General features: G+C 60.2%; 24 protein-coding genes and 1 tRNA gene. 5 read left to right on the top strand and 20 right to left on the bottom strand.

Annotated elements, in window-relative coordinates:
• Positions 1–190: 190 nt before the first annotated feature.
• From AC2D8V_RS01090 to AC2D8V_RS01105, 4 genes are all read right to left on the bottom strand, one after another.
• Complete coding sequence (locus tag AC2D8V_RS01090) at positions 191–1,117, bottom strand: DMT family transporter (protein ID WP_484731666.1); 927 nt, start codon at positions 1,115–1,117, stop codon at positions 191–193.
• 151 nt (positions 1,118–1,268) lie between these two features.
• The gene (locus AC2D8V_RS01095) at positions 1,269–1,853 is read right to left on the bottom strand and encodes a ferric reductase-like transmembrane domain-containing protein (protein WP_484731667.1); all 585 of its coding nucleotides are present in this window, start codon (positions 1,851–1,853) and stop codon (positions 1,269–1,271) included.
• Positions 1,854–1,857: 4 nt separating this feature from the next.
• Positions 1,858–2,352, bottom strand: coding sequence for a twin-arginine translocation pathway signal (locus AC2D8V_RS01100; protein WP_484731668.1), 495 nt, complete (start codon positions 2,350–2,352; stop codon positions 1,858–1,860).
• Positions 2,353–2,507: 155 nt separating this feature from the next.
• Positions 2,508–3,428 carry a LysR family transcriptional regulator gene (locus AC2D8V_RS01105; RefSeq protein ID WP_484731669.1) on the bottom strand — a complete coding sequence of 307 codons (921 nt, stop codon included), beginning with the start codon at positions 3,426–3,428 and terminating at the stop codon, positions 2,508–2,510.
• Positions 3,429–3,527: 99 nt separating this feature from the next.
• Here AC2D8V_RS01105 and AC2D8V_RS01110 point away from each other — a divergent pair, with 99 nt between their 5' ends.
• Positions 3,528–4,298 (top strand): SDR family oxidoreductase, encoded by a 771-nt coding sequence (locus AC2D8V_RS01110; protein ID WP_484731670.1) that lies wholly within the window; start codon positions 3,528–3,530, stop codon positions 4,296–4,298.
• Between the two features lie 6 nt (positions 4,299–4,304).
• Here the strand turns inward: AC2D8V_RS01110 and AC2D8V_RS01115 are convergent, their stop codons facing one another.
• The 8 genes from AC2D8V_RS01115 to AC2D8V_RS01150 are packed head-to-tail and all read right to left on the bottom strand — an operon-like array spanning position 4,305 to position 11,936.
• Complete coding sequence (locus AC2D8V_RS01115) at positions 4,305–5,072, bottom strand: LamB/YcsF family protein (protein ID WP_484731671.1); 768 nt, start codon at positions 5,070–5,072, stop codon at positions 4,305–4,307.
• A gap of 21 nt (positions 5,073–5,093) precedes the next feature.
• Entirely contained in the window at positions 5,094–6,116 is a 1,023-nt protein-coding gene (locus AC2D8V_RS01120) for a 5-oxoprolinase subunit C family protein (RefSeq protein WP_484731672.1), read from the bottom strand.
• On the bottom strand, positions 6,113–6,850 hold the full coding sequence (locus tag AC2D8V_RS01125; protein ID WP_484731673.1) for a 5-oxoprolinase subunit B family protein: 738 nt from the start codon (positions 6,848–6,850) through the stop codon (positions 6,113–6,115). Before AC2D8V_RS01125 ends, AC2D8V_RS01120 begins: the two co-directional genes overlap by 4 nt.
• Entirely contained in the window at positions 6,843–7,781 is a 939-nt protein-coding gene (locus AC2D8V_RS01130) for a hypothetical protein (RefSeq protein WP_484731674.1), read from the bottom strand. The genes AC2D8V_RS01125 and AC2D8V_RS01130 overlap by 8 nt, the downstream gene beginning before the upstream one ends.
• A 1-nt stretch (position 7,782) precedes the next feature.
• Positions 7,783–9,093, bottom strand: a complete 1,311-nt coding sequence (locus AC2D8V_RS01135; RefSeq protein ID WP_484731675.1) for a TRAP transporter large permease — start codon at positions 9,091–9,093, stop codon at positions 7,783–7,785.
• Positions 9,094–9,096: 3 nt separating this feature from the next.
• Positions 9,097–9,621: a TRAP transporter small permease gene (locus AC2D8V_RS01140; RefSeq protein WP_484731676.1), complete on the bottom strand. Its 525-nt coding sequence runs from the start codon at positions 9,619–9,621 to the stop codon at positions 9,097–9,099.
• 57 nt (positions 9,622–9,678) lie between these two features.
• Complete coding sequence (locus AC2D8V_RS01145; RefSeq protein ID WP_484731677.1) at positions 9,679–10,665, bottom strand: TRAP transporter substrate-binding protein; 987 nt, start codon at positions 10,663–10,665, stop codon at positions 9,679–9,681.
• A 29-nt stretch (positions 10,666–10,694) separates the two neighbouring features.
• Positions 10,695–11,936: an NAD(P)/FAD-dependent oxidoreductase gene (locus AC2D8V_RS01150; protein WP_484731678.1), complete on the bottom strand. Its 1,242-nt coding sequence runs from the start codon at positions 11,934–11,936 to the stop codon at positions 10,695–10,697.
• A gap of 134 nt (positions 11,937–12,070) precedes the next feature.
• On the opposite strand from AC2D8V_RS01150, the gene AC2D8V_RS01155 reads away from it, so the two are divergent.
• Together AC2D8V_RS01155 and AC2D8V_RS01160 are read left to right on the top strand one after the other, a co-directional pair.
• Complete coding sequence (locus AC2D8V_RS01155) at positions 12,071–12,586, top strand: winged helix DNA-binding protein (RefSeq protein ID WP_484731679.1); 516 nt, start codon at positions 12,071–12,073, stop codon at positions 12,584–12,586.
• Between the two features lie 31 nt (positions 12,587–12,617).
• Positions 12,618–13,316, top strand: a complete 699-nt coding sequence (locus tag AC2D8V_RS01160) for an aspartate/glutamate racemase family protein (RefSeq protein WP_484731680.1) — start codon at positions 12,618–12,620, stop codon at positions 13,314–13,316.
• Here the strand turns inward: AC2D8V_RS01160 and AC2D8V_RS01165 are convergent.
• Together AC2D8V_RS01165 and AC2D8V_RS01170 are read right to left on the bottom strand one after the other, a co-directional pair.
• Positions 13,313–14,527: a winged helix-turn-helix domain-containing protein gene (locus tag AC2D8V_RS01165; protein ID WP_484731681.1), complete on the bottom strand. Its 1,215-nt coding sequence runs from the start codon at positions 14,525–14,527 to the stop codon at positions 13,313–13,315. The genes AC2D8V_RS01160 and AC2D8V_RS01165 overlap by 4 nt on opposite strands.
• Before the next feature lie 3 nt (positions 14,528–14,530).
• On the bottom strand, positions 14,531–15,568 hold the full coding sequence (locus tag AC2D8V_RS01170) for a LacI family DNA-binding transcriptional regulator (RefSeq protein ID WP_484731682.1): 1,038 nt from the start codon (positions 15,566–15,568) through the stop codon (positions 14,531–14,533).
• A 122-nt stretch (positions 15,569–15,690) separates the two neighbouring features.
• Here AC2D8V_RS01170 and AC2D8V_RS01175 point away from each other — a divergent pair.
• Both AC2D8V_RS01175 and AC2D8V_RS01180 read left to right on the top strand, forming a co-directional pair.
• Positions 15,691–15,767, top strand: a tRNA-Arg gene (locus AC2D8V_RS01175).
• Between the two features lie 140 nt (positions 15,768–15,907).
• A complete protein-coding gene (locus AC2D8V_RS01180; protein ID WP_484731683.1) occupies positions 15,908–16,291 on the top strand; it encodes a hypothetical protein in 384 nt (127 codons plus the stop codon).
• A gap of 7 nt (positions 16,292–16,298) precedes the next feature.
• Here the strand turns inward: AC2D8V_RS01180 and AC2D8V_RS01185 are convergent, their stop codons facing one another.
• The 6 genes from AC2D8V_RS01185 to AC2D8V_RS01210 form a co-directional block, all read right to left on the bottom strand.
• Positions 16,299–17,270 (bottom strand): DMT family transporter, encoded by a 972-nt coding sequence (locus AC2D8V_RS01185; protein WP_484731684.1) that lies wholly within the window; start codon positions 17,268–17,270, stop codon positions 16,299–16,301.
• 126 nt (positions 17,271–17,396) lie between these two features.
• On the bottom strand, positions 17,397–18,503 hold the full coding sequence (gene leuB / locus AC2D8V_RS01190) for a 3-isopropylmalate dehydrogenase (RefSeq protein WP_484731685.1): 1,107 nt from the start codon (positions 18,501–18,503) through the stop codon (positions 17,397–17,399).
• Positions 18,504–18,572: 69 nt separating this feature from the next.
• Positions 18,573–19,610: an endonuclease/exonuclease/phosphatase family protein gene (locus AC2D8V_RS01195; protein WP_484731686.1), complete on the bottom strand. Its 1,038-nt coding sequence runs from the start codon at positions 19,608–19,610 to the stop codon at positions 18,573–18,575.
• An 11-nt stretch (positions 19,611–19,621) separates the two neighbouring features.
• On the bottom strand, positions 19,622–20,464 hold the full coding sequence (locus AC2D8V_RS01200; RefSeq protein WP_484731687.1) for a hypothetical protein: 843 nt from the start codon (positions 20,462–20,464) through the stop codon (positions 19,622–19,624).
• Between the two features lie 406 nt (positions 20,465–20,870).
• The gene (gene leuD / locus AC2D8V_RS01205) at positions 20,871–21,476 is read right to left on the bottom strand and encodes a 3-isopropylmalate dehydratase small subunit (RefSeq protein WP_484731688.1); all 606 of its coding nucleotides are present in this window, start codon (positions 21,474–21,476) and stop codon (positions 20,871–20,873) included.
• A 111-nt stretch (positions 21,477–21,587) separates the two neighbouring features.
• The gene (locus AC2D8V_RS01210; protein WP_484731689.1) at positions 21,588–22,142 is read right to left on the bottom strand and encodes an HdeD family acid-resistance protein; all 555 of its coding nucleotides are present in this window, start codon (positions 22,140–22,142) and stop codon (positions 21,588–21,590) included.
• Positions 22,143–22,159: the final 17 nt, after the last annotated feature.

Raw genomic sequence — 22,159 nt, forward strand, 5'->3', positions numbered from 1 at the left:
AGCTTTCGCCTGTTGCAAGGTCGTACAATCAAAACATCCGGTCAGCTCGTGGCGCGGACATAGCCTCATGTATCGCGTACGCGCTCCCGCGCGGAGCCTCCGCAAGGTCAAATAATCGAAGACTTTGCCCAAATGGGCGATTTGCCCAAGCCGCCGCGGTTTTTTCAGCACCGTGTCTGAAGAGACGCCTTTAGTCCTGAACGCTTTTTCTGGCCCGCAAAGCGAGCCTTTCGCGGTTCAGGGTATAGAGGCCGGTTGCCACGATGATTACAGCGCCCAGCCATGTCCACCCGTCCGGCAACTGCCCGAACACGAAAAATCCGTAAAGAGTGCCCCAGAGCAGTAGGCTATATTGAACCGGGGCAACGACGACTGCCTGAGCGGCGTCCAACGCCATTATGACAAGTATCTCTGCAATTGCTGCGAAAACCGCCATTGCGGTCAACAGGACGAACTCCAACGGGCTTGAAGGCGTTTGCCAGATGAACAGCAAGGGCAGCGACAGAAGGCTCCACGACACGATCGCAGTATACGCCACTGTCGTTCGTGTTCTGTCCTCGCCCGCCAGTATGCGAGACAGCACTTGCCGTAGCGCAAAAGCGGTTGCCGCGACGATCAGCAACAGCGCCGCGGGATGGATGACCCCCAAACCCGGCCGGATCACGATCAAAGTTCCGATAAATCCGATGATGACCGCCGACCATCTACGGACACCCACCGGCTCTCGCAGGATTAGCGCACCCATGACAGTTACCATGAAAGGAGCAACAAACGTGATCGCAACAGCATCGGCAAGCGGGACATAGGCAACACCAAAAATGAAGAGCGTTGCCGAACAGGCCGCGAGAACACCGCGTCCGATCTGCAGTTTGGGGTTGGTAGAAGACAAAACTGACCTGCCCTGAATACCAATCAGGACGAGCACGCCCAAGAACAATCCAGTCTGGCGAAACCAAACGATCTGGATGGGATGCACAGTGTCGGTCAGGAACTTGCCCATCGTATCGACGCCAGAGAACAAAAACATGCCTAACGTCATTAACGCGATCCCGCGCAGACTATCAGTCCGCCGAGGCGATGACGGCTGTTCGCTCTGAGTGATCGGGGTAATAGCCATGTCTGTCCTGATTAGAACAGCCTTTGTTTCGGGGCTACTGAAATCTGGCCCTGCGCGGTACGGCGGCAGTGGATTCGGCTTTCACGCGCAATCGCGTCGAATTCGGGCACAAATGGCGTGCAGGCGACTGTATGGTGCTTGCGCTTTATGCTTAGCGCTTCATGCGCCTGAACGCCGCGCCGCTCGCAGCAATCAACGCGCCGCACAGGACAATCTTGGTGGTTGTTTCCATGGTCCCCTCAATCAACACGGTGTGGAGAACAGTTGCCACAACCGTGATCGCCGCCAGCGTGGCGTGGGTGTACCGCCATCGTCGCGGCGACCATCTTAGGCGGCGACGCCCCGCCGCGACGAGTGCCGCGCCCAGAACCGCCCATAGGGCCAGTGCGCCCCAAACCCCGAAAGGCGTAGGTGACCGAAAGAGCAGCACGTCGATCACATCCGGCGGGCTGGTAATCCAGAGCCCTGCAACATGCAAAAGTACCGCCGCGACAACCGTCACACCAATGGCCCTGTGCAGCAAACGCGCACGCGCACGCTCAAGACCAAGCGTGTCATACGCACCAACCATCACGGGCTGCAGAAACATCAACGCCAGCGCGATGACACCAGCCAGACCTGCCGCGATGTAGACAGGGTCGCGCCATGCCAGCAAAGGGCTGAAAGTCGCTGCAAGCACCGGCATCGTGACGATCAGTGCGACGGCCAGCCAGAAGAATCCCCGCCCGCGCGTCATGCGCCTATGCTGGGACGAGAACGAAATCGACGTGCAGGCTAGTGTCTCGCGCACTTTTCATGATCGGCCTCAGAAAGACCGTCTCGAACGCACCGCTGTCATAGGCAAGATGGCCATGCGGCTGACCGAAAGCGGGGACGATCTGCGGCATGTCCATGCGAAACACACCCTTGGCATCCGTCAGCGTTGCGCCGTGACTCTCGGGGTCGCGTTCATGCCCTTCAGTTGTGTGTGCCCAGATCTGGATACGCTGACCGGGCAGCGGGGCACCATCGCCTGCGCGTCGTACCGTTCCGGTCATGGTGAAACCGCCGCCGCCGATCCGCTCCACAATGGGCGCTCCGGGTCGGTAGTTGTTTGACCCGCCCCGCATGGTAGGCGTCGGGGCCAGACCCTGCGCGCGTGCGGGCACCGTCCAAGCGGTTGTGGCGGCTCCGGCGACCAGCGCCGATCCGGTGACCACCAGGGTCCGGCGGGTCATCAGCTTTGATTGGGTCATGATTTCTCTCCCGGTGGATCAAAAACAAAGGGGTACGCCAACCTGCGCCCCGTGCAATGAAAGGTATGGCCTTGCCGCAGCATACCAAGGGGATGGCTGCTGCGTCAGCGTTTTTCCGCGGTCACGACTTCGTGAGAGGCGCGAAAGCCAGCCCTTTATGCAAGATACAGATTATTTGCAGACCTGCGCAGATGCTCTCTGAGGTGGTCGATCATGACGCGCACCTTGCGTGGCAGGTACTGGCGGGTTGGGTAGAGCGCCCACGCCCCGGTCTCGAAAGTCATGGCGGTGCAGTCATGGTCTGGGAAAACATCGACTAGCCGCCCTGCCGCCAAATCCCCTGCGATCAGCCAGTCGGCCAACAGCGCCGGCCCAAGGCCGGCCACGGCGGCTTGGCGCATGGCCAGTGCATTGTCGATGATAAGGGTGCCATCTATCGTGACAGAAAATGCATCTGCCTGCTTTTGTCGAAACTGCCAGCGACTGCGGTACCCCGGCAGGGCAAACCGCAGACAGTCGTGTTCAGTCAAATCTGATGGTGCCGCGATCGGCTCATGACGATCAAGATAGGCGGGCGACGCGCAAACGCGGTAGCGGGTGTGCAGCAGGCGCGAAGCAACCAGATCGCCTTCAGGCGCCGGAGCAAATCGAATGGCAAGGTCAATGCCCTGAGCCGCCAGATCCAGCGTGGCATCCGTTGGCAGCAACTCGACCGAGACTTCAGGGTACTTCGCGCGAAACGCCGCAAGCGCAGGCATGATACACTCGTGACAAAAAGCAACAGAAGCGGTCATGCGTAATTTGCCGCGCGGTGACTGGTGCAGGGCGGTGGCCGTGTCATGCGCCTGCTCCAGACCCTCCAGAAGCGGGACAATGCTTTTGAGATACACATCGCCTTCTTCGGTCATGCGTAAAACGCGGGTGCTGCGCTGAAACAACCGCAGGCCCAAGCTGTTCTCGACGCCGGAAACGGTGCGGGAAACCGACGAAGGATCGACGTTGAGCACGCGGGCTGCGGCGGCAAAGCTGCCGTGCTGGGCCACCAGAACCACTGTTTGCAATGCCGCTATGTCCATTCGTGCAATTATTGCATGAATGGTGTGTATATCAACATCTTATTTGCAAATAATGCATGTGGCATCCCGGTCGGGTGATCAATTCGAAAAGGAACGGACATGACCGATCTGACAAACAAGACCATCATCGTCACCGGCGCAAGTCAGGGCATTGGTGCCGCCGCAGCCCGGCATCTCGCCGCCCGAGGAGCATCGGTTTTTCTTGCCGCACGCAATTCGGGAAAGTTACTTGCGCTGGGGCGGGACATTGCCGAACGGGGTGGCACGGCCCATCCCGTCACATGTGATGTCAGTCGTGCCTCCGAAGTGTCTGCATTGGTGGCAGAGGCTGTATCGATGACCGGTCGTCTGGATGCGTTCATCAATAATGCGGGTATCATCGCGCCCATCGCGCGACTGGAAGATACGCATGCCGAAACCTGGGGCCGTGCTGTCGACGTCAATCTCAAGGGTGTGTACCACGGCATCCGCTATGCCGCCCCGCCGATGATCGCGCAAGGCCAAGGGACGATCATCAATATCAGTTCGGGTGCGGCGACGAGCGCGCTCGAAGGGTGGAGCCACTACTGCGCAACCAAAGCTGCCGTGCTGTCGCTGACACGCGTGGCAGACAAAGAGTTGCGCGCCAAGGGCGTCCGCGTGATCGGGCTGAGCCCCGGCACCGTTGCAACAAATATGCAGCTTGAGATCAAAGCCTCGGGCATCAACCCGGTCAGCCAACTCGACCCGTCAGTGCATTTGCCGCCACACGACGTGGCCCGCGCCATCGCATGGTTGCTCGGGCCTGAGGCGGATGCGCATCTTGGGACGGACTTCTCTCTTAAAACGGCAGAGGGGCGCGCCGCGGTGGGGCTGGAGCCGGCGCGCTAGCCGGTCTCATCTTCGCCCGTCGAATTGCGCGACCGTGATGTCTGCCGCTTCAAGGGCACTGCGCACCGACTGCGCGATCTGAACGGCGGTTGGTGTGTCACCATGCAGGCAGATCGTATCTATGTCCGTCTCGATCCGTTTGCCGGAGGCCGTAATAATGGCCCCCGCCCGAACCATTTCCACCATACGTTTTCCGGCCAGATCAGGGTCATGGATCACCGCACCGTCGATGCTGCGATCCACCAGAGTTGCATCTTCGTTATACGCCCGGTCCGCGAAAATCTCGCCGGCATAAGCACAGCCCAAGCCGCGCACGGCCGTCTCCTGGGCCGTGGCGCAGAGAACCATCACAATGAGATCGGGGTCAACCGACAGCGCGGCTTCATAGCAATCGGCCGCAAGCGCTTCGTCTTCAGAGCACATATTGGCCAAGGCGCCGTGCAGTTTCAGGTGACGCACTTTCGCCCCGATAGAGCGGGCGACGCCGACCGAGGCGGCAACCTGATAGCGGATGGAGTTCTGTAACTGTCCACGCGGCACGGACATGCGCCGCCGCCCAAAACCCTGCAGGTCTGCAAAGCCGGGATGCGATCCGATGCCTACGCCATTTTCCAGCGCGATGCGCATGGTCTCGATCATCACGTCAGGGTCGCCCGCATGGGCACCACAGGCGATATTGGCGGAACTGACGGTTTTCAGCAGGCTCGCATCATCGCCCATCTTCCACGGGCCAAAGCTTTCGCCCATATCGGCATTCAGGTCTACGCGGGTCATGTCGGGTCTCCTTGCGGTCTATCAGGCAGCGAATGGATCAGCCGTGGCAGAAACAACACCGCCCACAAGCTGATAGCTCAAAAGGTCAGCGATATCGTGCGGATCGCGGACCAGCGGCTGAACACGCCCGCGCAGGCTCTTGATATCGGCGCGGGCGCGCAACTCGATTGCACGCGCCTCGTCCAGCGTGACAAAACAGAAAGTCAGCGGCGCGCCAACCGACGCCTGTGCGACGCGCGGCAGATCACTCGGGATCACTGTGCCGATCCGTGGGTACCCGCCGGTCGTCTGGCATTCGCACATCAGAACATAAGGCGCGCCGTCGCCGGTGATCTGGATATCCCCTTCGGAAATCACTTCCGATACAATGCTCAGACCACCTTCGGCGAAAAAGCCTTCGCCCTCGTTGGCCATACGTACGCCTTGCCGGTTGCCGCGCGCGTCTCGGGTGAAAGAAGTGCTTTCAAACCGTGCCCGCGTCTCTGGCGAAAAGTTGTCCGTCTGGATCGAGGCGACCACACGCAACTCGCCGCCCGACAGACGCGGCGCGGCGGGTGTCAGAAAATCGCCGCCGGGACCTGATGTGGCATCAATGGGCAGTTCGTCACCTGCCTGCAACAAGCCGCCGATCCCTGCATTCAGATGCACCGCACGCGCACCCATCGCAGGCTCGGTGTCGATGCCGCCCGCCACATGCAGATAGCCGTAGGTGCCCGCTGTCGCGCCACCGATGGTCAGCTTTGCGCCCGCAGGCCACGGGTGGCTTGCGTCCCAGATCAACGGGGTACCATCCATCGTGGCGGTCATCCGCGCACCGGTCAGGGCGATCACCGTGTCCACATCGGATTGAAAAGTGCCGCCCATGCCAACCATCTCTATCGCGGCCAGCGTTGCGGGCTGTCCGAGCAGGGCTGCACCTTCGTGCAACGCCAACGGGTCAGCGGCCCCGCCGCGCGTCAGACCGTACGCAAGATAACCCGACCGTCCCATGTCCTGAACCGACATGGCCGGCCCCGCCGACAGCACGGTGATACGACCGCTCATTCCAGAACCTCGCGTTCGGCACCGCCGTTGCCGCTGCTGTCTTGTGCGATGATCCGCTCCAGCTCTGCCCGTTCCACTGAAGGAAAGACCAACTCGTCGCCCGGTTTGAGGGCAAAGGGATCGTCCGTTTTCTGGCGAAATGTCTGAAATGCCGTCTGCCCGACGTGCCGCCAGCCCGTCGGTGTCGGCGCGGTAAAGATGATCAGTTGCCGGATCGCGGTTACCAGCGCGCCCGAGGGCACGCTCTTGGTCAACCCCTGCTGGCGCGGAATATCCCACACCGGGTCCAGCTCTCCCATATAGGGCTGTCCGGGGGCAAAACCGATGGTCAGCACGCGCACGCGGCTGGTCGACAGGGTGCGGACCGCTTCATCCGGATCAAGCCCGGCTGCCTGTGCGGCCTCTTCCAGTTGCGGGGCAAGATCGGTGCCGTAGACGGTGGGCACATGCCACAGCGTGCGTCCTTGCGGCAGCGGTGCCGCGTACCAGTCGCGGGTTGCCAGCAGCGCCTGCAACCGTTCCGTCAAGGTTGCCGGATCAACAGTCACCAGATCAACCACCAGGTAAACCGAAACCAGCGACATCGTCGTCTCGCGCACCTCCGGCCAGTCTGCCGTGTCCACCGCGGCGCGAAAGGCAAGCGCCGCCCGATTGGCCGGGCCTGCCATCTTGTCGGCAAAGCTGATCAGGATACCGGTCAGCCCGACGGTCTTGAGGCGCGGGAACTCACTCATGCAGAGGCTCCGGTCTGTACAGCCACCGCAGCAGCATCGGGGTCAGATACATCGGCAACTGCCAGCAGCCCACGAACACCATCAACGGGGCCAGCACGTCGGCAGGCAGCGCCACCAGAAACAGGGCGATGTTGCGGTTGCCCGCGCCGATCGCCATGGGCCCCGCAATGCCCGGTGCCATGCGTTCGTGCAGCAGTTTGTACGCGATGATCTGCACACCGTAGCTGAGCACAAAGGCGACGATCAGCCACATGAATACAGCGCCCGGTGCCGCGCGCAGGCTCGGATTGAGCGCCGCCATCAGGCCGATGACGATACCGGAGAAGGCCAGCACCGAAAGCCCGTCCAGCGCCTTGATCTGTGCGGATGTCGGTTTCGGGAACACGAGCGCGCGCAGGGCGAACCCCACGGCTGTCGCGCCCAGTATCACCACCAGCAGGCGAACTGCGGCGGCAATGATCGCTGTGGCGTCGCCCAGTTGCGGCATCAGGGCCAGCAGCGGAAGAACGGTCAGCGGAAAAAGCGCCGTCCCCATCACGAGGATCTGCATCATCCGCCCCGCATCCTGCCCCAACAGCAGCGCAAGGTTCGGCGACCCTGAAAGCGCAGGCGCCGCGGTCGCCAGAACGATTGCCATTGCTACAGGTGTCTGCGCAATCCCCGCCAGCCAGCACAGGCAAAGCAGCGCCAGCGGCAACGCGAGTTGCAGCACGACAACTGACGTGACGCCCCAGCGCAAGTCCGATACGGCGCCAACCGCTGCGCGATGTCCGATCCGCAGCGCCGTGATGGTTAGCAATCCGGCCACCATCTGCGGCAACCACGGTTGCAGGCTGGCGGCCAGCCCGGGCAGGGCGAGCCCCGCAACAAGGCCTGCGATCAGGACAAGACGCGCGTGATCTGAGATGCGCCATAGAAAGCCTCCAATCACGTCAGCCGGCGCTTTGCCGCAGATTGTCGGGCAGCCACGTGGCGATACCGGGGAACCAGATCAAGATGAACACCATCAGCACCATGATCAGGAACATCGGCAGTGCGGCTTTGGTGATATATCCCATCTCGTGTCGGGTCATGCCCTGCAGCACGAAAAGGTTAAATCCGATCGGTGGCGTGATTTGGGCCATTTCGACAACCACAACCACGAAGATACCGAACCAGATCAGGTCGATTCCCGCCTCACGCACCATCGGCTCGACGATTGCCATGGTCAGAACCACGGCAGAGATCCCGTCAAGGAACATGCCAAGAATGATATAGAATACAAGCAGCGCCATCAGCAGTTCGAACCGTCCCAGCTCCATCGCGGCAATACCATCGGCCAAGGCGCGTGGCAGTCCGGTGAACCCCATCGACAGTTTCAGAAACGCCGCCCCCGCGAGAATGAGCGCGATCATCGCAGAGGTGCGCATCGCCCCCATCAGACTTTCGCGGAAGGTGCCCGCATTCAGCGACCCTTGTGCCGCAGCCAGCACCAGCGCACCGATGACGCCGATGGCGGCAGCTTCTGTTGCTGTCGCATAGCCGCCATACATCGACCCAATCACAACGGTGATCAGCGCAAGCACCGGCAACAAGAACCGCGAATTCTGCAGCTTCTCAGTAAAGCTCATGCCGGTTTCGACGGTCGGGTTCCACGTCGACGATGTCTTCGAGACGACGGCCACATATGCCATGAACATCAGCGCAAGGATCAGGCCGGGAAAAACACCGGCAAAGAACAGCTTGGTGATGCTCTCGTTGACGGTCACGCCATAGACAATCAGCGCGATGGAGGGCGGGATCATCAGCCCAAGCGTTGCCGCACCAGCGAGCGTACCGATAACCATATTTTCAGGATATTTCCGAGCACGCAGTTCAGGGATGGCCATTTTGCCGACGGTGGTCAGCGTGGCGGCAGACGATCCTGATACCGCGGCAAAGATCGTGCAAGAGACGATGTTGGTATGCACCAGCCCGCCGGGCATCTTGGCAAGCCACGGGCTCAGGCCCTTGAACATGTCTTCGCTCAGCCGCGTGCGATAGAGTATTTCGCCCATCCAGATGAACAGGGGCAGGGCGGTCAGGGTCCAGCTGGAAGAAGACGCCCAGATGGTCGTGATCATCGTGTCACCCACAGGGCGGGTGGTGAACAACTCCATGCCAACCCAAGCCACACCCATCAGCGCAAGGCCGACCCAAACGCCGGTGCCCAAAAGCAGAAACAGAACGAAGAGAAAGAGGACGATTGCGTAAACTTCGGTCATGGCTCAGATCTCCGCATGATCGTCTACCGTGTCTCGGACGATGCGGTGATCGCCCTTGAAGATCACGTGAAACAGGTTGTCGGTCAGCGCAATGGCCATGAGTGCCCCGCCGACCACCATGACCGATTGCGGGATCCACAGAGCCGTTGCATCCTGCCCCTGACTGACTTCGTTGAATTTCCACGACCAGTAGACGAACCAGTAGGCGTAGTAGGTGAAATACCACGCCACGGCTGCACCGATGGCAAAGCACCAGATTTCAAGAAAGCGCTTTGTCCCCGCGGGGACAGCGTTGAGCAGGATCGAGACGCGGATATGTGCGCCGCGGTTCAGCGCGTTGGCAAAGGCCAGAAAGCTGGCTGCCGCCATCGCGTAACCGGCATAATCCGGCGCGCCGGGGAATATCTCGCCGGTCCAGCGCGCGACCATCTGTGCAACGATCAGCAACAGGATCGCGATCAGGCACAATGCAGCCAGTACGCCAGACGCGAGATAAAGAAAATCGAGTGTTTTTCGGATCGCGGTCATCATGTCCCCCGGTCAGACAAATACGGCCCCGCACAGGCGGGGCCGCTTGGTCGGTGTTTACTTCGACTTGAACTCGTCGACGAGCGCCTGACCCTCGGCGCCTGCAGCCTCCAGCCACTCGGCGGTCATGGTCTCTCCGATTTCACGCAACTCGGCCATAAGTGCATCGCCCGCCGGTTGCACGGTCATGCCGCCCTCGGCCAGCCCGTCCATCGTGAACTGCGTGTAGGCTTTTGACGCTTCGAGGCCACGCGCCTCGGCTTTGCCGGCGCAGGCGCGGATGGCGTCCTTGTTGGCGTCAGACACGTCCGCCCAGACATCCTGATTCACCATCACGTAGTTGCGCGGCAGCCATGCGTCCACTTCGTAGAAATGCGTCAGGCTTTCCCAAACCTTGCGGTCGTAGCCTGTGGCACCGGACGACACCATTGATTCCGCAACGCCAGTTGCAAAGGCCTGCGAAATTTCGGCGGCTTCCACGGTCACTGGCAGCATCCCTGTCAGTTCCGCCAGACGGCTGGTGGTGTTGTTGTAGGACCGGAACTTGATGCCTTCCATGTCGGCGACCGAGTTCACCTCTTTCTTGAAGTAGAGCCCCTGTGGTGGCCACGGCACAGCGTAAAGCAGCTCAAGGTTTTGCTCGTCGAGTAGCGCTTCGATCCGGGGCTTGGCAGCCTCATACAGCTTTTCGCTGTCGTCAAAGGACGGTGCAAGGAATGGCACGCTGTCAAAACCGAACACCGCGCTTTCATTCTGGTGACCAGACAGCAGACGTTCGCCGATCTGAACCTGACCGGTCTGGATCGCGCGTTTGATATCCGCACCGGCAAAGAGCGAACCGCCCGGGTGCACTTCGATGGTGATGTCGCCGTTTGTCCCCGCGGCGACGCACTCGGCAAATTCTACTCCGTTCTCGGAGTGGAAGTTCGACGCCGAATACGCCATCGGCATGTCCCATTTCTCTGCGGCAAAGGCTGGAGCACTTGCCCCGGCGATTACTGCCGCGGCAGCGGTACCTGCCAGAAGTTTGCGTTGAATTGTCATTGGTAGTCTCCCTACTGGTTGTCGTTTTTTCATGAGGCGAACCGCTGCGGCGCGTAGGCTGCAAGGTCCAGATTGGGCGGCTGTCCGGTGACCAGACCTGCCACCAACCGTCCGGTCTTTGGCCCACCGGTCAAGCCGATGTGATGGTGGCCAAAGGCGGTAAAGACCCGTGTTGTGCCAACCTGCCCGATAAGAGGCAGGCTGTCGCTGGGTGCGGGTCGGTGACCCAGCCATTCGATTTCCGCCGTGGCGGTCATATTTGGAAAGGCCGCGCGGGCCTGACGGCGCAACAAGGCAAACGGTGCTTTGGACGGACCGGCCTTAATGCCCCCAAACTCGACGACACCGGCGCAGCGTACACCTTGCGCCATGGGCGTTGCGACGAATTTGCCAGAGGCGATCATAACAGGGCGACTGGGGCCGTGTTCGGCGTTTTCAAAAACGATGTGGTATCCGCGCTCACTTTCAAGCGGTACATTAAGCCCCAGTTTGCGCATCAGCGGCTTGGACCAGACGCCTGTCGCCAGCACAACATCGTCGCAGTCGATGCGTCCGGCCGATGTCTCAACGCCGCTGATCACGCCGCCGGACAGGTCGAAGTCGCGCACGTCCGCTTGCCGGAACTGGCCGCCCAATTCCAGAAAAGCCTGCGCCAGCGCTTTGACGTAACTACCCGGGTCGCGGATAAACCCGTGCTGCTTGAGCGCGGCAATCAGCGTCACGTCACGCCCGATATTCGGCTCGTAATCGTGGACATCGGTGCCTTCGATCAGTGCGGGCTCAAAGCCCTGCTCACGGCGAAGTTCCCAGACATAGCGCTCTGCCTCAAAGGCGGCACGGTCGCGGTAGGCAAAACAGTAGTCAGACTGCGTTACCCAGTCTTCGAGCCCGATGTCGCGTGTCAGGGACAGGTGCTGGCTGACACTGTCGGTAACAATCGGGCCAAGGGCCTTGGCAATGCGGCGCGTCTGCGTGTCGTTGGCATTCGCGAGATATCGCCGTAACCACGGGGCGAGGCGCGGCAGGTACGACCAGCGCATGAACAAGGGAAAGTCGCGCGAGGCCAGCATGCCGGGTGCTTTTGCGATCAGACCGGGTGTTGTGACAGGTACCATCGCAACTGCTGCCAGCACACCTGCATTTCCGTGCGATGTGCCGGCGGCGGGGCCATCTCGATCCACAATGGTCACGTCGACACCTGCACGCCGCAGCCAGATGCCTGTCGAGACGCCCACGATCCCTGCACCGATGACCACGACGTTTTGTGTCATGGCAGCCAAATCCTATGATTAGCAGTTAGACGCACCTGTCCCCCGAGTGGTGATTCCCTTACGTCATACTGAACGACTTTTGGAATACGTCAACAAAATGTTGACAAATTGTCAGTATCAGGCAGTCTGCTCTCATGTCTGATAAAATCTTAGGCCCTGTTGTTTCGTCTGCCCATCTTGCCAGTGGGTCATTTGCCGAAGTATCCGAACTGGAGTTTGGCCTGACCCTTGCCAATAACGCGTTCCACCGCTGGATGGTGCGGTGCATCGCTATGGCCGGCTATCCCGAATTGGGTGCGCTGGATGTGTTGGTGCTGCATTCTGTCTATCACCGCGAGCGCCCGAAAAAACTGGCTGATATCTGCCTGGTACTCAACGTCGAGGACACCCACACCGTCAATTACGCGGTCAAAAAGCTGATCAAGGCCGGACTTGTGAAAGACGGCAGGCAGGGAAAGGAAAAAACGGTAGTTGCGACGCAAAAGGGGGCGGAGACCTGCGAACGTTACCGCGAAATCCGCGAAGCCTTGCTGCTGCGTGCGGTCAACGAACTGGGTTTGGAGCCCGAGCAGGTCAGTCGCGCCGCGGCCTTGTTACGGCTGATGTCCGGGCAGTATGATCAGGCCGCGCGGGCGGCTACGACCTATTGATTGATCGTGCACCGCGGGGCAGACAGAACGCATGACGCCCCAAACCGACGCCCGACTTGGTATCCTGATGCTGGACACGCGCTTTCCGCGCATTCCCGGTGATGTGGGGAATCCGGCCACGTGGGATTTTCCGGTGCGTTATCACATTGTACCCGGCGCGACGCCCGAAGCGATCGTGCATCAGGACCCGGCCAGATTTGTGGATGCTTTTGTAGATGCAGGGCGCGCGCTGGTGGCCGAAGGATGTACCGGCATCGCGACGACCTGCGGCTTTCTCAGCTTGTTGCGGTCTGATCTTGCGCGGCAGATCGGTGTGCCGGTTGCCTCGTCCGCGCTGGAGCAGGCGGGCCAGATCGTCGCCAGCCTGCCGCCGGACCAGACGCTTGGTATTCTGACCATATCCGGCAAGGCGCTGACCGAAGACCACCTGCGCGCCGCTGCTGTCCCGACACGCGCGGTGATCGGGGGCATGGATGGTACCGGTTTTGCCGAGAGTATTCTGGGCAACCGCGCCACGCTCGACGTATCGCGTGCCGAGGCGGAAATGGTGGGTGCCGCGCAATCGCTCCTGCGTCGAGCGCCGGAGATTGGCGCGCTGCTTTTGGAGTGTACAAACATGCCGCCCTATGCGCGCGCTGTCAGCGCGGCGACGGGGCTGCCCGTATACTCCATCTATACCTATCTGAACTGGTTCCACCAAAGCCTGAGCGCGCAGGCATTTTCCCGCTAGCCTGTGCGCAGCCAACCCTGATCGAAGGCAAGCTGCGACACGCCTGCAAGACGTGTCAGACGCGTCAGTTCCGCCTCGAACGCGGACTGGCGTCCTGTGCCCCAGCGCACGTCCCTTTCAGGCCAGAGCGCGCGCACGCGCAAGGTATCGGCATCGCGGAACGCCTTGACATCGACGCGCCCTACCAGCCGGTCGCCTTCAAGAATAGGAAAGACGTAGTAGCCGTACTTGCGTTTGGCCTCGGGCACGAAGATTTCAATTCTGTAGTCAAAGCCGAAGAGCCGTTGCGCGCGTTGTCTGTCACGCAGCGCCGGGTCAAACGGGCTTAGGATGCGCAGGCGGTTGGTGGGCGGCGTGTCCAGCGCGGGGTCTGCCGAAATACCGGGCCGCGCAAGGCAGCTGCGCACCCCGCCGTCGGCCTGAACGAACTCGATGGGTTGCAAACGGCCTGCGGCCAGTTCGCTGTCACACCACGCTTTCGCTTCCGCGATCGTGATATGATCCCAGAATGCAGCGAGTTCCGCGGGTGTGGCAAAGCCCAGACGGTCGAGCGCATTACTGCAGCACCAGTCAATCGTTTGCGCCTCATGCTCTGGGTCTGTCGGGTGGTGACACATCGCAGTGTCGAGCACCCGTTCTGTCAGGTCGTATTTCTTGCGAAAGCCCTCGCGCCCGACCACGCATAATGTGCCGGAACGCCACAGGTACTCCAGCGCGGTTTTCGACGGGTGCCAGTCCCACCAGCCGCCCGAGCCGCGCTTTTCGCCCTTGCCGACGTCTGCGGCACTCAGCGGGCCGCGTTCCCGGATTTCGTCCAGAACGTGCTGAAACTGCGCCTCGAAACCCTCGCGTCGGCCCGCGGCCCATGACTTGCGCAGGCTTTGCGCATCGCGCTGGCGGCGCAGATGCCACCATGGGTAAAATTCAATCGGGATGATCGCCGCATCGTGGGTCCAGTGTTCAAAGAGCGCGCGGTCTTTCTCGTGCAGGCGGCCCAAGGCAGCGGGGCGATAACGCGGGCGCCGCGAGAACAGGATCAGGTCATGCGCGCGGGCGACCGTATTGATGCTGTCAAGCTGGACGAAGCCGAGCCGGTGGATCAGGTCGTAGAGTGCCGACCCGGAGGCGTCGCCCTGCGGTGTTTCTGACAGGGCGTGGCGGTCGAGAAACAGGCGCCTTGCTGCGCGGTTTTCGAGCCTGAGAGTGTTCATCCTTTAGCGCCGGCGGCGCAGGGTGTCGCCAAAGGTGACCTTTGGAGCCAAAGTCTTGTGTACCGGCGCTGGCGGGGTGTCTGTTTCCGGCTCGGCCGACCGCGCAAGGATGATCCTTGCAGCCTCTTCCCCGATCTCGGCGCGGCATGCGTCCATGGTGGCGAGTTGACAGGGAAGCCCGTCCAGAAGCTCGACCCCGTTAAATCCGGCAAGGCCGATCTGCCCCGGCACGTCTATCCCTGCGTCCAGCAGGTGCAAAAGCCCCCCTGCGCCGATCATGTCGTTGGAATAATACAGGAAATCAAGATCGGGTGAACGTTCGAGCATCGCTTGCGTCATCTCGCGCCCTTTGGCGAGTGCCGATCCGCCGGAATAGAATTCGCGGTCTTCAATCTCTATTCCAGCTTTCGTCAGCCCCTCGGTAAATCCTTCGAAGCGTTTGCGCGCGCGGTGATCCAGAGGCATCTTGGTGCCCAAGAAACCGATCCGGCTGTACCCTTGTTTCAGGATCGCATTTGCCATCTTACGTCCGGCGCGCCGGTGCGAGATACCCACCATTGAATCTACCGGCGTGCCGTCAGTGTCCATGATCTCGACGACCGGGATGCCGGCGTTTTGCAGCATCGCGCGGGTGGCGTCCGAATGTTCAAGCCCCGCGATGATTACCCCCGACGGCCGCCACGATAGCATTTCGTAGAGCACCTGCTCTTCTTTTTCCGGCAGGTAGTCGGTGACACCGAACACCGGTTGCAGCGGCGTGTTATCCAGCACCCGGTTGATCCCTGTGAGGACTTCGGGAAACACCATGTTCGAAAGAGACGGGATGATGACCGCGACCAGATTTACCCGCTGCGACGCAAGCGAGCCTGCAATCTGGTTTGGCACGTAGCCGAGGTTTTTCGCCGCCGCGAGCACTTTTTCGCGGGTCGCTGCAGAGACATCACCGCGGTTGCGCAGGACACGGCTGACGGTCATTTCCGAGACGCCACAGGCCTCTGAAACATCTCTGAGGGTGAGCGGCCGCTGCTTGGGTCTGGTCAAGTGGGAATATCCTGTTCTTTTGGGATACGTTAGCGCACCAAAGCCCTAAGCTTCAAGCTCCCAGAACAGCTTGTTCGAAAGACGATGACACGCGCGCGTTGCTGGGCTAATCATCCTGCAGCGGTCCCGTGGCTCAACTGGATAGAGCAGCCCCCTCCTAAGGGGCAGGTTGCAGGTTCGAATCCTGCCGGGATCGCCATCGTCTGGCGGTTTGAGTGACACATGGCTCTCGGGTGTGTGAGAGGGATTGACCCCAGCGGGACTTCAACTTGCGTGCGCATGGGCTACTTATGTTAGACAAGGGGCGTCTGGCGCGGCCCAAGCTTTGAAAGGATAGTCATGCACAGCTTTGTCAGGAATGTCGTAATTGCGGCCGTCGTCGTGGCGACGACGGGCATGGCGGCTGCGACGCAATCCCGGGCGGATCCAACTTTCGGCGGCGCTGGCGACTGGGCGACGAACCATGTGGGTTCGGTGTCTTTGAACTGGAAGTCACACGACGGCAGCGCCAATGCCGCGCGGTTTGGCAATGGCGGGTTTTCTCCCAAAGCGGTGAAAAAGCCGAAAAACCGGCTGAAGGCGCACAAGATCAAACGCCTGAACCACCGCTTTGGTCACCGCAAGAAGCAGCACGCCGAGCGCAAATGGATTGCACGACCAGCCACGAAGGGCGCATTTGTGTATCGGGCACCCGCGCGGTCGCACGGGCTGCGACGCTGGTAGCGCCGTTTCAATCGCGCGGTTTGCGGGTAGACAGCCAGCGCCTGTCAGGGCGCAGCAGCGACGAGACGCGCGGGGTCAAACCGGTTTCGGCCCGTGACCGTGTGCGCAGCACCGGTTGTTCGGACCCGGGCGCACGGCTCTCGCGCAGCACGATGAACAGACCACTGCCAATGATGATCGCGGAGCCAAGAACGGTGTAAAGATCCGGGCGTTCGTCAAAGAACATCAGCCCGTAAAATGTGGCCCAAAGGATCTGTGAATACTGCATTGGGGCGACGATGACCGCCTCTGCGCTATTATACGCCGCGATCAGAAAGCGGCCTGCTGTCCATGCAAGCACTGCGATAATCCCGATCTTGCCCAGATCTTCGATCGGCATGGGTTGGTACACCAGAGGCAACAGGGCTGCCATTACGGCAAAGTTGGCCATCATCGGGTAAAGCATGATCACGACAGAGCGCTCTTCACGCCCGATCTTGCGCACGATGATCGAGGCAAACGAACCGCAAACCGCCGAGACCAATGCGGCAAGGTGACCCAGTTCAAGCTCTTGCTGGCCGGGGCGCAGCACAACGATAACACCGGTAAGCCCGACCAGAACCGCGATACCGCGCCGCAGCTTGACCTGTTCACCGAGGATCGGGATTGCCAGAAGAGTGATCAGCAGCGGTGCTGCGAAAAGGATTGCGTAGACCTGTGCGAGGGGCAGTGTTGAGAACGCGTAGAAGGCACAAAAGCCGGTGATAACAGCAGCGATCGTCCGGGCGGCCATCCACCACGGATGTACCGGAATGAGTGTGGCCGACGTCGTGTCGCGCAGCAGATGCAACATCGCCAGCGGGAAGGTCAGCAAAACGGTGAAAAAGACGATCTGGACGGGCGAGTACGAACCGCCCAGCACTTTGATGATGACGTCATGCCCGGCAAACACGCCAAAAGACAGCAGCGCAAAGAGCGCGCCTTTGATATTGGGGTTCATCTTGCTACGGAGCCTCGATCAACTGGTCGAATAAAATGAAAGCGCCCGCCGTTTGGCGGGCGTTTGCGCGACCTTTATGCCGATGAAGCCAGCCAAGCAAGAGTGCTGCGTGCATAGCAGCTTTGCTCAGAGGCTTGCGTCCAGAGCCGCGAGGATCGCGTCGCCCATTTCTGTGGTGCTGATCGGCGTGCCGCCTTCTTCGCCCATCAGGTCGGCTGTCCGCGCGCCGTCGGCAAGCACCTTTTCGATCGCAGCCTCAAGGCGTGCGGCCTCATCGCCCTGATCAAAGCTGTAGCGCAGGGCCATGGCAAAGCTGAGGATGCAAGCAATCGGGTTGGCCTTGCCTTGCCCTGTGATGTCAGGAGCCGACCCGTGGACCGGTTCGTAAAGCGCCTTGGGCCGGCCATTGGCCGCCGGTGCGCCAAGGCTTGCAGAGGGCAGCATGCCCAAAGAGCCCGTGAGCATGGCTGCGCAATCCGAAAGGATGTCACCAAAAAGGTTATCGGTGAGGATCACGTCAAACTGCTTGGGCGCGCGCACCAGCTGCATCGCGCCGTTGTCCGCGTACATGTGGCTGAGTTCGACGTCTGGATAATCTTCATCGTGGACTTTCTGAACAACTTCACGCCAGAGGATTCCGCTTTCCATCACGTTGGCCTTTTCCATCGAGCAGACCTTGTTGTTGCGACGCCGTGCCAGTTCAAAGGCAGAGCGGGCGACGCGGTCAATCTCGCTCTCGGTGTAGCGCTGGGTGTTGATGCCCACACGTTCGTTGCCTTCTTCGATGATGCCACGTGGTTCGCCAAAGTAGACGCCGGAGGTCAACTCGCGCACGATCATGATATCGAGACCCGCGACCACGTCTTTCTTGAGAGAGGAGAAGTCAGCCAACGCATCAAAGCACTGTGCCGGGCGGAGGTTGGAATACAGGTCCATCTCCTTGCGCAGGCGCAGCAGGCCGCGTTCGGGTTTCACGCTGAAATCGAGATCATCGTATTTCGGCCCGCCGACCGCGCCCAGCAGGACTGCATCAACTTCGAGCGCTTTGGCCATGGTGTCATCATGCAGCGGTGTTCCGTGGGCGTCGTAGGCCGATCCGCCGACGAGGTCTTCGCTGACGTCAAACGCCAGATCGCGCTTGTCCCCGAACCATGAGATCACCCGCCTGACCTCTTTCATGACCTCCGGGCCGATACCGTCACCGGGAAGGATCAAAAGGGAAGGGTTGGGCATGGCTAGTCTCCTGCGAAAATCTGTTGCCGCGGGGTAGCGCGGGGCAGGGGCAGGGTCAAGCGGCGGCTGCTATTTCGCCAGATCGACCCAGACAAGGCGATGCCTGCTTGCGGTCTGTGCGGCGGTGCCCGCGTCGCCTGCAGGCCAGTGAACTCCGCTTGCCACGACCTGCAGGTCTGCTGATGGCAGCACATAATCAACGCGCAGGTTCCCCGGTTCGGGGTCGTCCCAGTCAACCGTGTCCAGCGGATCGCCGCTTGCGGCGGCGCTGCCGTCGCTGCGGGGCGCGGGATCTTGCAGTCTTGGGTCGCTCAGTGCCCAGCGGATTGCAGCCTTCAGCCCTTCACCCGCCGCTGGATCATTGTTGGCGTCGCCGAGCAGGACAAACCTGATATCAGGGGCTGTATCGCCAAAGGCGCCATCAAGGAAATGGCGCCAAAACAGGATTTCATCGTGATTGCGTCGCCCGTTCCTGTCCTCTGGTCCGTCGAATACGGGGGGGCTCGCGTGAAAGGACAAAAGGGTCAAGCGGCCAAGCCGGGGCACATCCACAGGCACCACCCAGTGCCCCGTGGTCGACAGGCGCTGTGCGGCGCGTGCCTCGGGCGATGGAAAGGGGCCCGCGTTGGTTTCAGGCAGCAACGCTCCGGGCAGATCCTCCCACAGCAGTGCCGAGAAATCCTGCACGTCGTCGGTGAGGATCGGGTAGCGCGACAGGATCGCCATGCCGCCCTGGCCGGAGAACCGCCCGTAGCCCTGCGCGTCGCGCGGTTCCGCAGTGCGTCCGTTGCCATCCATGTCCAACCCCGTGGCCATGCCGGTATTGGGCCGACTGGCGAAATAATGCGGATAATCGAGCCCTGCGGCGCGCAATCGGGTCGTCAGCGCCTTTAACGCTTCGCCGGTGAGGTCGTAATCAATCCCTTGCAGCGCAACGATGTCCGGTGCTGTCTGCAGCAGCACCTCGATGACCGCGAGGATATCTTTGTCCTCGCCGCGGGTGATGTCTCGCAACAATACGCCGGGGCCGTCCCGGCTGAGCTCGGTATTGTAGGTAGCGATGCGGAGTGTCTCTGCCGTGCCCGTCAGAGGCGCAAGCGCCAGCAACAGGCCCCAGATCAGGCCGTTTGCAGCCCGTCCTCGCGTGCGGCGTTTGCATAGGCGCGCCGGCGCTTTTCCTCGATCAGAACAGCAACCCGATGCATAGCCATGCCGCGCATGATCATACTGGCAGGAAGAAAGGCCCATGCGGAAATCGTCCAGATCAGTGTTTGCGGGTTTTCCAGTGTGATCGGGTCTACCAGATCGGACGTTGCTTTGACTACCGCGGGAATGATGAAGGGCAGCAAAAAGCCCAGAGCGATGTTGACCCGGGCATCCCGTTTGAGACGGAACAGCACGTCACCGCCAGCGGTCGGATCAAAGAGTGGCAGGTTGACCCACACGTTGAAAGCACCGTTGCGAACAGGCCAGCCCCAGACGCGGATCAGCAGATAAAAGCCGAGAAGCGACAGCATTGAAATCAGATATGAGATGCCCGCTGCTGTGCGTACGTCGTGGATTGTATTGAGGCTCACATCATAGGGAAGCATCAGCACGATCAGGCGCACTGGCGAATACGGAAAGTCGATCGCGTTGCCGATAATCGTGCCCAGAGAAGTCAGTCCGTGTGTCAGCGACGTCGGTTCGGTTTTACCCTTGGCAATGGCCGTCAGCAGGAAGATTGTCAGAAAAAGTGAAATGAACCGCAGCCGGTTGAAAGGCGCGGCGTCACGGAATTCGACAATACTCGGGGCGTTGGAGTTGTATTCAACAAAGGTCAGGAATGCGGCCAGCAGCGCGATGAGAACCACGATTTGCGACTGGTCGGTTGCCACTTCGGGCAACAGCAAGGCTGGTGTGGCGATCAATAGTGCCACCAACAGACCGCGCATTACTGCGCCTGACATCCGTACAAACATCCGTTTCAATCCCTTCAAACTGGCCAGCCACGATACAATGCCGTGTCTTGTCCCAACTTGATGCCACCGGGGCGGTGGTCTGCCTCATTTCTGCCCCATTTGTGACATCATTCGTCATAGTTTCGCAAGTCTTGGAGTTAACAAGACGCAATCGGTTTGGCGTTTTGAGGGAAGAGGTGGTGCCATCTTGCATCAATTATGTGACCAAAATCAGGCACTTCGCAAGATGTTGTGGGCCAGGGCGGTGCACCCACAAGACACAGGTTAATGGGCAGTCGCACCCGGCGTGATTGTTTACAAATGTGTTGAATTGGTCTGCGAGACGCCGATCGGCATTTTATCGGGGCAACAAAAAACGGTGGGGCCAGCAATGCCCCCACCGTTTCAGGACGTCGTATCGCGTCGATCAGACCCAGGGGCGGGCTTGCGCAGCGGCCTTTTCGAAAGTGTCGATTGACGCGGCCTTTTCCATGGTCAGGCCAATGTCATCAAGACCGTTCATCAGGCAGTGCTTTTTGAAGCTGTCCACTTCAAAGCTGAAAACCTCACCGTCCGATGTGGTCACGGTCTGGGCGTCCAGATCGATTGTCATACGGGCGTTCGCGCCTTTTTCTGCATCCTTCATCAGGACGTCCACCTGCTCTTGTGGCAGAGCGATGGGCAAAATGCCGTTCTTGAAGCAGTTGTTGTGGAAAATATCCGCAAAGGACGGCGCGATGACGCAACGGATACCAAAATCCTTGATCGCCCATGGCGCATGTTCGCGTGACGAACCGCAGCCGAAGTTATCACCGGCCACGAGGATTTCGGCCTCGCGGTACTGCGGCTGGTTCAGCACGAACTCCGCAATTTCGTTGCCCTGCCGATCGTAGCGCATCTCGTCAAAGAGGTTCACGCCCAGACCTGAACGCTTGATCGTTTTCAGGAATTGTTTGGGAATGATCATATCGGTGTCGATATTGACCAACGGCATGGGCGCCGCGATCCCCGTGAGTGTATCGAATTTATCCATAGTTGGGTCTCCTGCCCTTTCGGGCGTTATTCGTTCCCTGTGCCCGCACCATATTTGCTGCCAGTTGAGCGCTGATGCGTCGGGCTAATGTTCAGGGACAAGCAGGTCGGATTACTTGTTCAACCGCTGTTCCAGTTTTTCCTTGATGGCGCCTTTGGCGGTGCGCAGGAAAATCGCCAGTGCGACCAGTCCTGCCCCGTTGAACAAAAGCTCGATGCCTAAGAGAATGCCCAGAAGTTGCGGTGCGATTTCAAAGAAGTTGGCGACGATATAGCCCGCAAGCAACACCGATAGCGCGCCCGAAATAAGCATCGGCCAGAACAGCGGTGTCTCGCGCATATTCCAGCCCGAGATCAGCCGCAGCACACCGTTGAAACCGATCAGGATCGTCGCCAGCGTCGCCAGAGACAGAATTCCTTCAAGCGGCTGGAAGGTCAGCGAAATACCCAGCAGCAGCATCAGAATACCAAGTCCAATGCCGAGGATTTTCGAGCTCCCTCCTTCACTACTGAAGCCAGCCCAGATTTGCACAGCGCCCATCAGCATGAACAAGACGCCTGCCACAACCGTAACCGCAAAGGAGGCGGCAATGGGATTAAGCAGGACGAAGATACCAAAAAGGATCGATAAAATACCAATAACAAGCCAGCGTACCCAAAGTTTCATATCAGTGCTCCAATTTA

This window comes from Roseobacter sp. YIN89, assembly GCF_057219365.1.

Excerpts from the sequence above, each read along its gene's own strand:
- AC2D8V_RS01115 (WP_484731671.1), bottom strand. The coding sequence starts at position 5,072 with ATGACCCGCGTAGACCTGAATGCCGATATGGGCGAAAGCTTTGGCCCG.
- AC2D8V_RS01165 (WP_484731681.1), bottom strand. The coding sequence starts at position 14,527 with ATGAACACTCTCAGGCTCGAAAACCGCGCAGCAAGGCGCCTGTTTCTC.
- AC2D8V_RS01185 (WP_484731684.1), bottom strand. The coding sequence starts at position 17,270 with ATGAACCCCAATATCAAAGGCGCGCTCTTTGCGCTGCTGTCTTTTGGC.
- AC2D8V_RS01210 (WP_484731689.1), bottom strand. The coding sequence starts at position 22,142 with ATGAAACTTTGGGTACGCTGGCTTGTTATTGGTATTTTATCGATCCTT.
- AC2D8V_RS01090 (WP_484731666.1), bottom strand. The coding sequence starts at position 1,117 with ATGGCTATTACCCCGATCACTCAGAGCGAACAGCCGTCATCGCCTCGG.
- AC2D8V_RS01095 (WP_484731667.1), bottom strand. The coding sequence starts at position 1,853 with ATGACGCGCGGGCGGGGATTCTTCTGGCTGGCCGTCGCACTGATCGTC.
- leuD (WP_484731688.1), bottom strand. The coding sequence starts at position 21,476 with ATGGATAAATTCGATACACTCACGGGGATCGCGGCGCCCATGCCGTTG.
- AC2D8V_RS01145 (WP_484731677.1), bottom strand. The coding sequence starts at position 10,665 with ATGACAATTCAACGCAAACTTCTGGCAGGTACCGCTGCCGCGGCAGTA.
- AC2D8V_RS01200 (WP_484731687.1), bottom strand. The coding sequence starts at position 20,464 with ATGTTTGTACGGATGTCAGGCGCAGTAATGCGCGGTCTGTTGGTGGCA.
- AC2D8V_RS01155 (WP_484731679.1), top strand. The coding sequence starts at position 12,071 with ATGTCTGATAAAATCTTAGGCCCTGTTGTTTCGTCTGCCCATCTTGCC.
- AC2D8V_RS01110 (WP_484731670.1), top strand. The coding sequence starts at position 3,528 with ATGACCGATCTGACAAACAAGACCATCATCGTCACCGGCGCAAGTCAG.
- AC2D8V_RS01120 (WP_484731672.1), bottom strand. The coding sequence starts at position 6,116 with ATGAGCGGTCGTATCACCGTGCTGTCGGCGGGGCCGGCCATGTCGGTT.
- AC2D8V_RS01100 (WP_484731668.1), bottom strand. The coding sequence starts at position 2,352 with ATGACCCAATCAAAGCTGATGACCCGCCGGACCCTGGTGGTCACCGGA.
- leuB (WP_484731685.1), bottom strand. The coding sequence starts at position 18,503 with ATGCCCAACCCTTCCCTTTTGATCCTTCCCGGTGACGGTATCGGCCCG.
- AC2D8V_RS01135 (WP_484731675.1), bottom strand. The coding sequence starts at position 9,093 with ATGACCGAAGTTTACGCAATCGTCCTCTTTCTCTTCGTTCTGTTTCTG.
- AC2D8V_RS01140 (WP_484731676.1), bottom strand. The coding sequence starts at position 9,621 with ATGACCGCGATCCGAAAAACACTCGATTTTCTTTATCTCGCGTCTGGC.
- AC2D8V_RS01180 (WP_484731683.1), top strand. The coding sequence starts at position 15,908 with ATGCACAGCTTTGTCAGGAATGTCGTAATTGCGGCCGTCGTCGTGGCG.
- AC2D8V_RS01105 (WP_484731669.1), bottom strand. The coding sequence starts at position 3,428 with ATGGACATAGCGGCATTGCAAACAGTGGTTCTGGTGGCCCAGCACGGC.
- AC2D8V_RS01150 (WP_484731678.1), bottom strand. The coding sequence starts at position 11,936 with ATGACACAAAACGTCGTGGTCATCGGTGCAGGGATCGTGGGCGTCTCG.
- AC2D8V_RS01160 (WP_484731680.1), top strand. The coding sequence starts at position 12,618 with ATGACGCCCCAAACCGACGCCCGACTTGGTATCCTGATGCTGGACACG.
- AC2D8V_RS01125 (WP_484731673.1), bottom strand. The coding sequence starts at position 6,850 with ATGAGTGAGTTCCCGCGCCTCAAGACCGTCGGGCTGACCGGTATCCTG.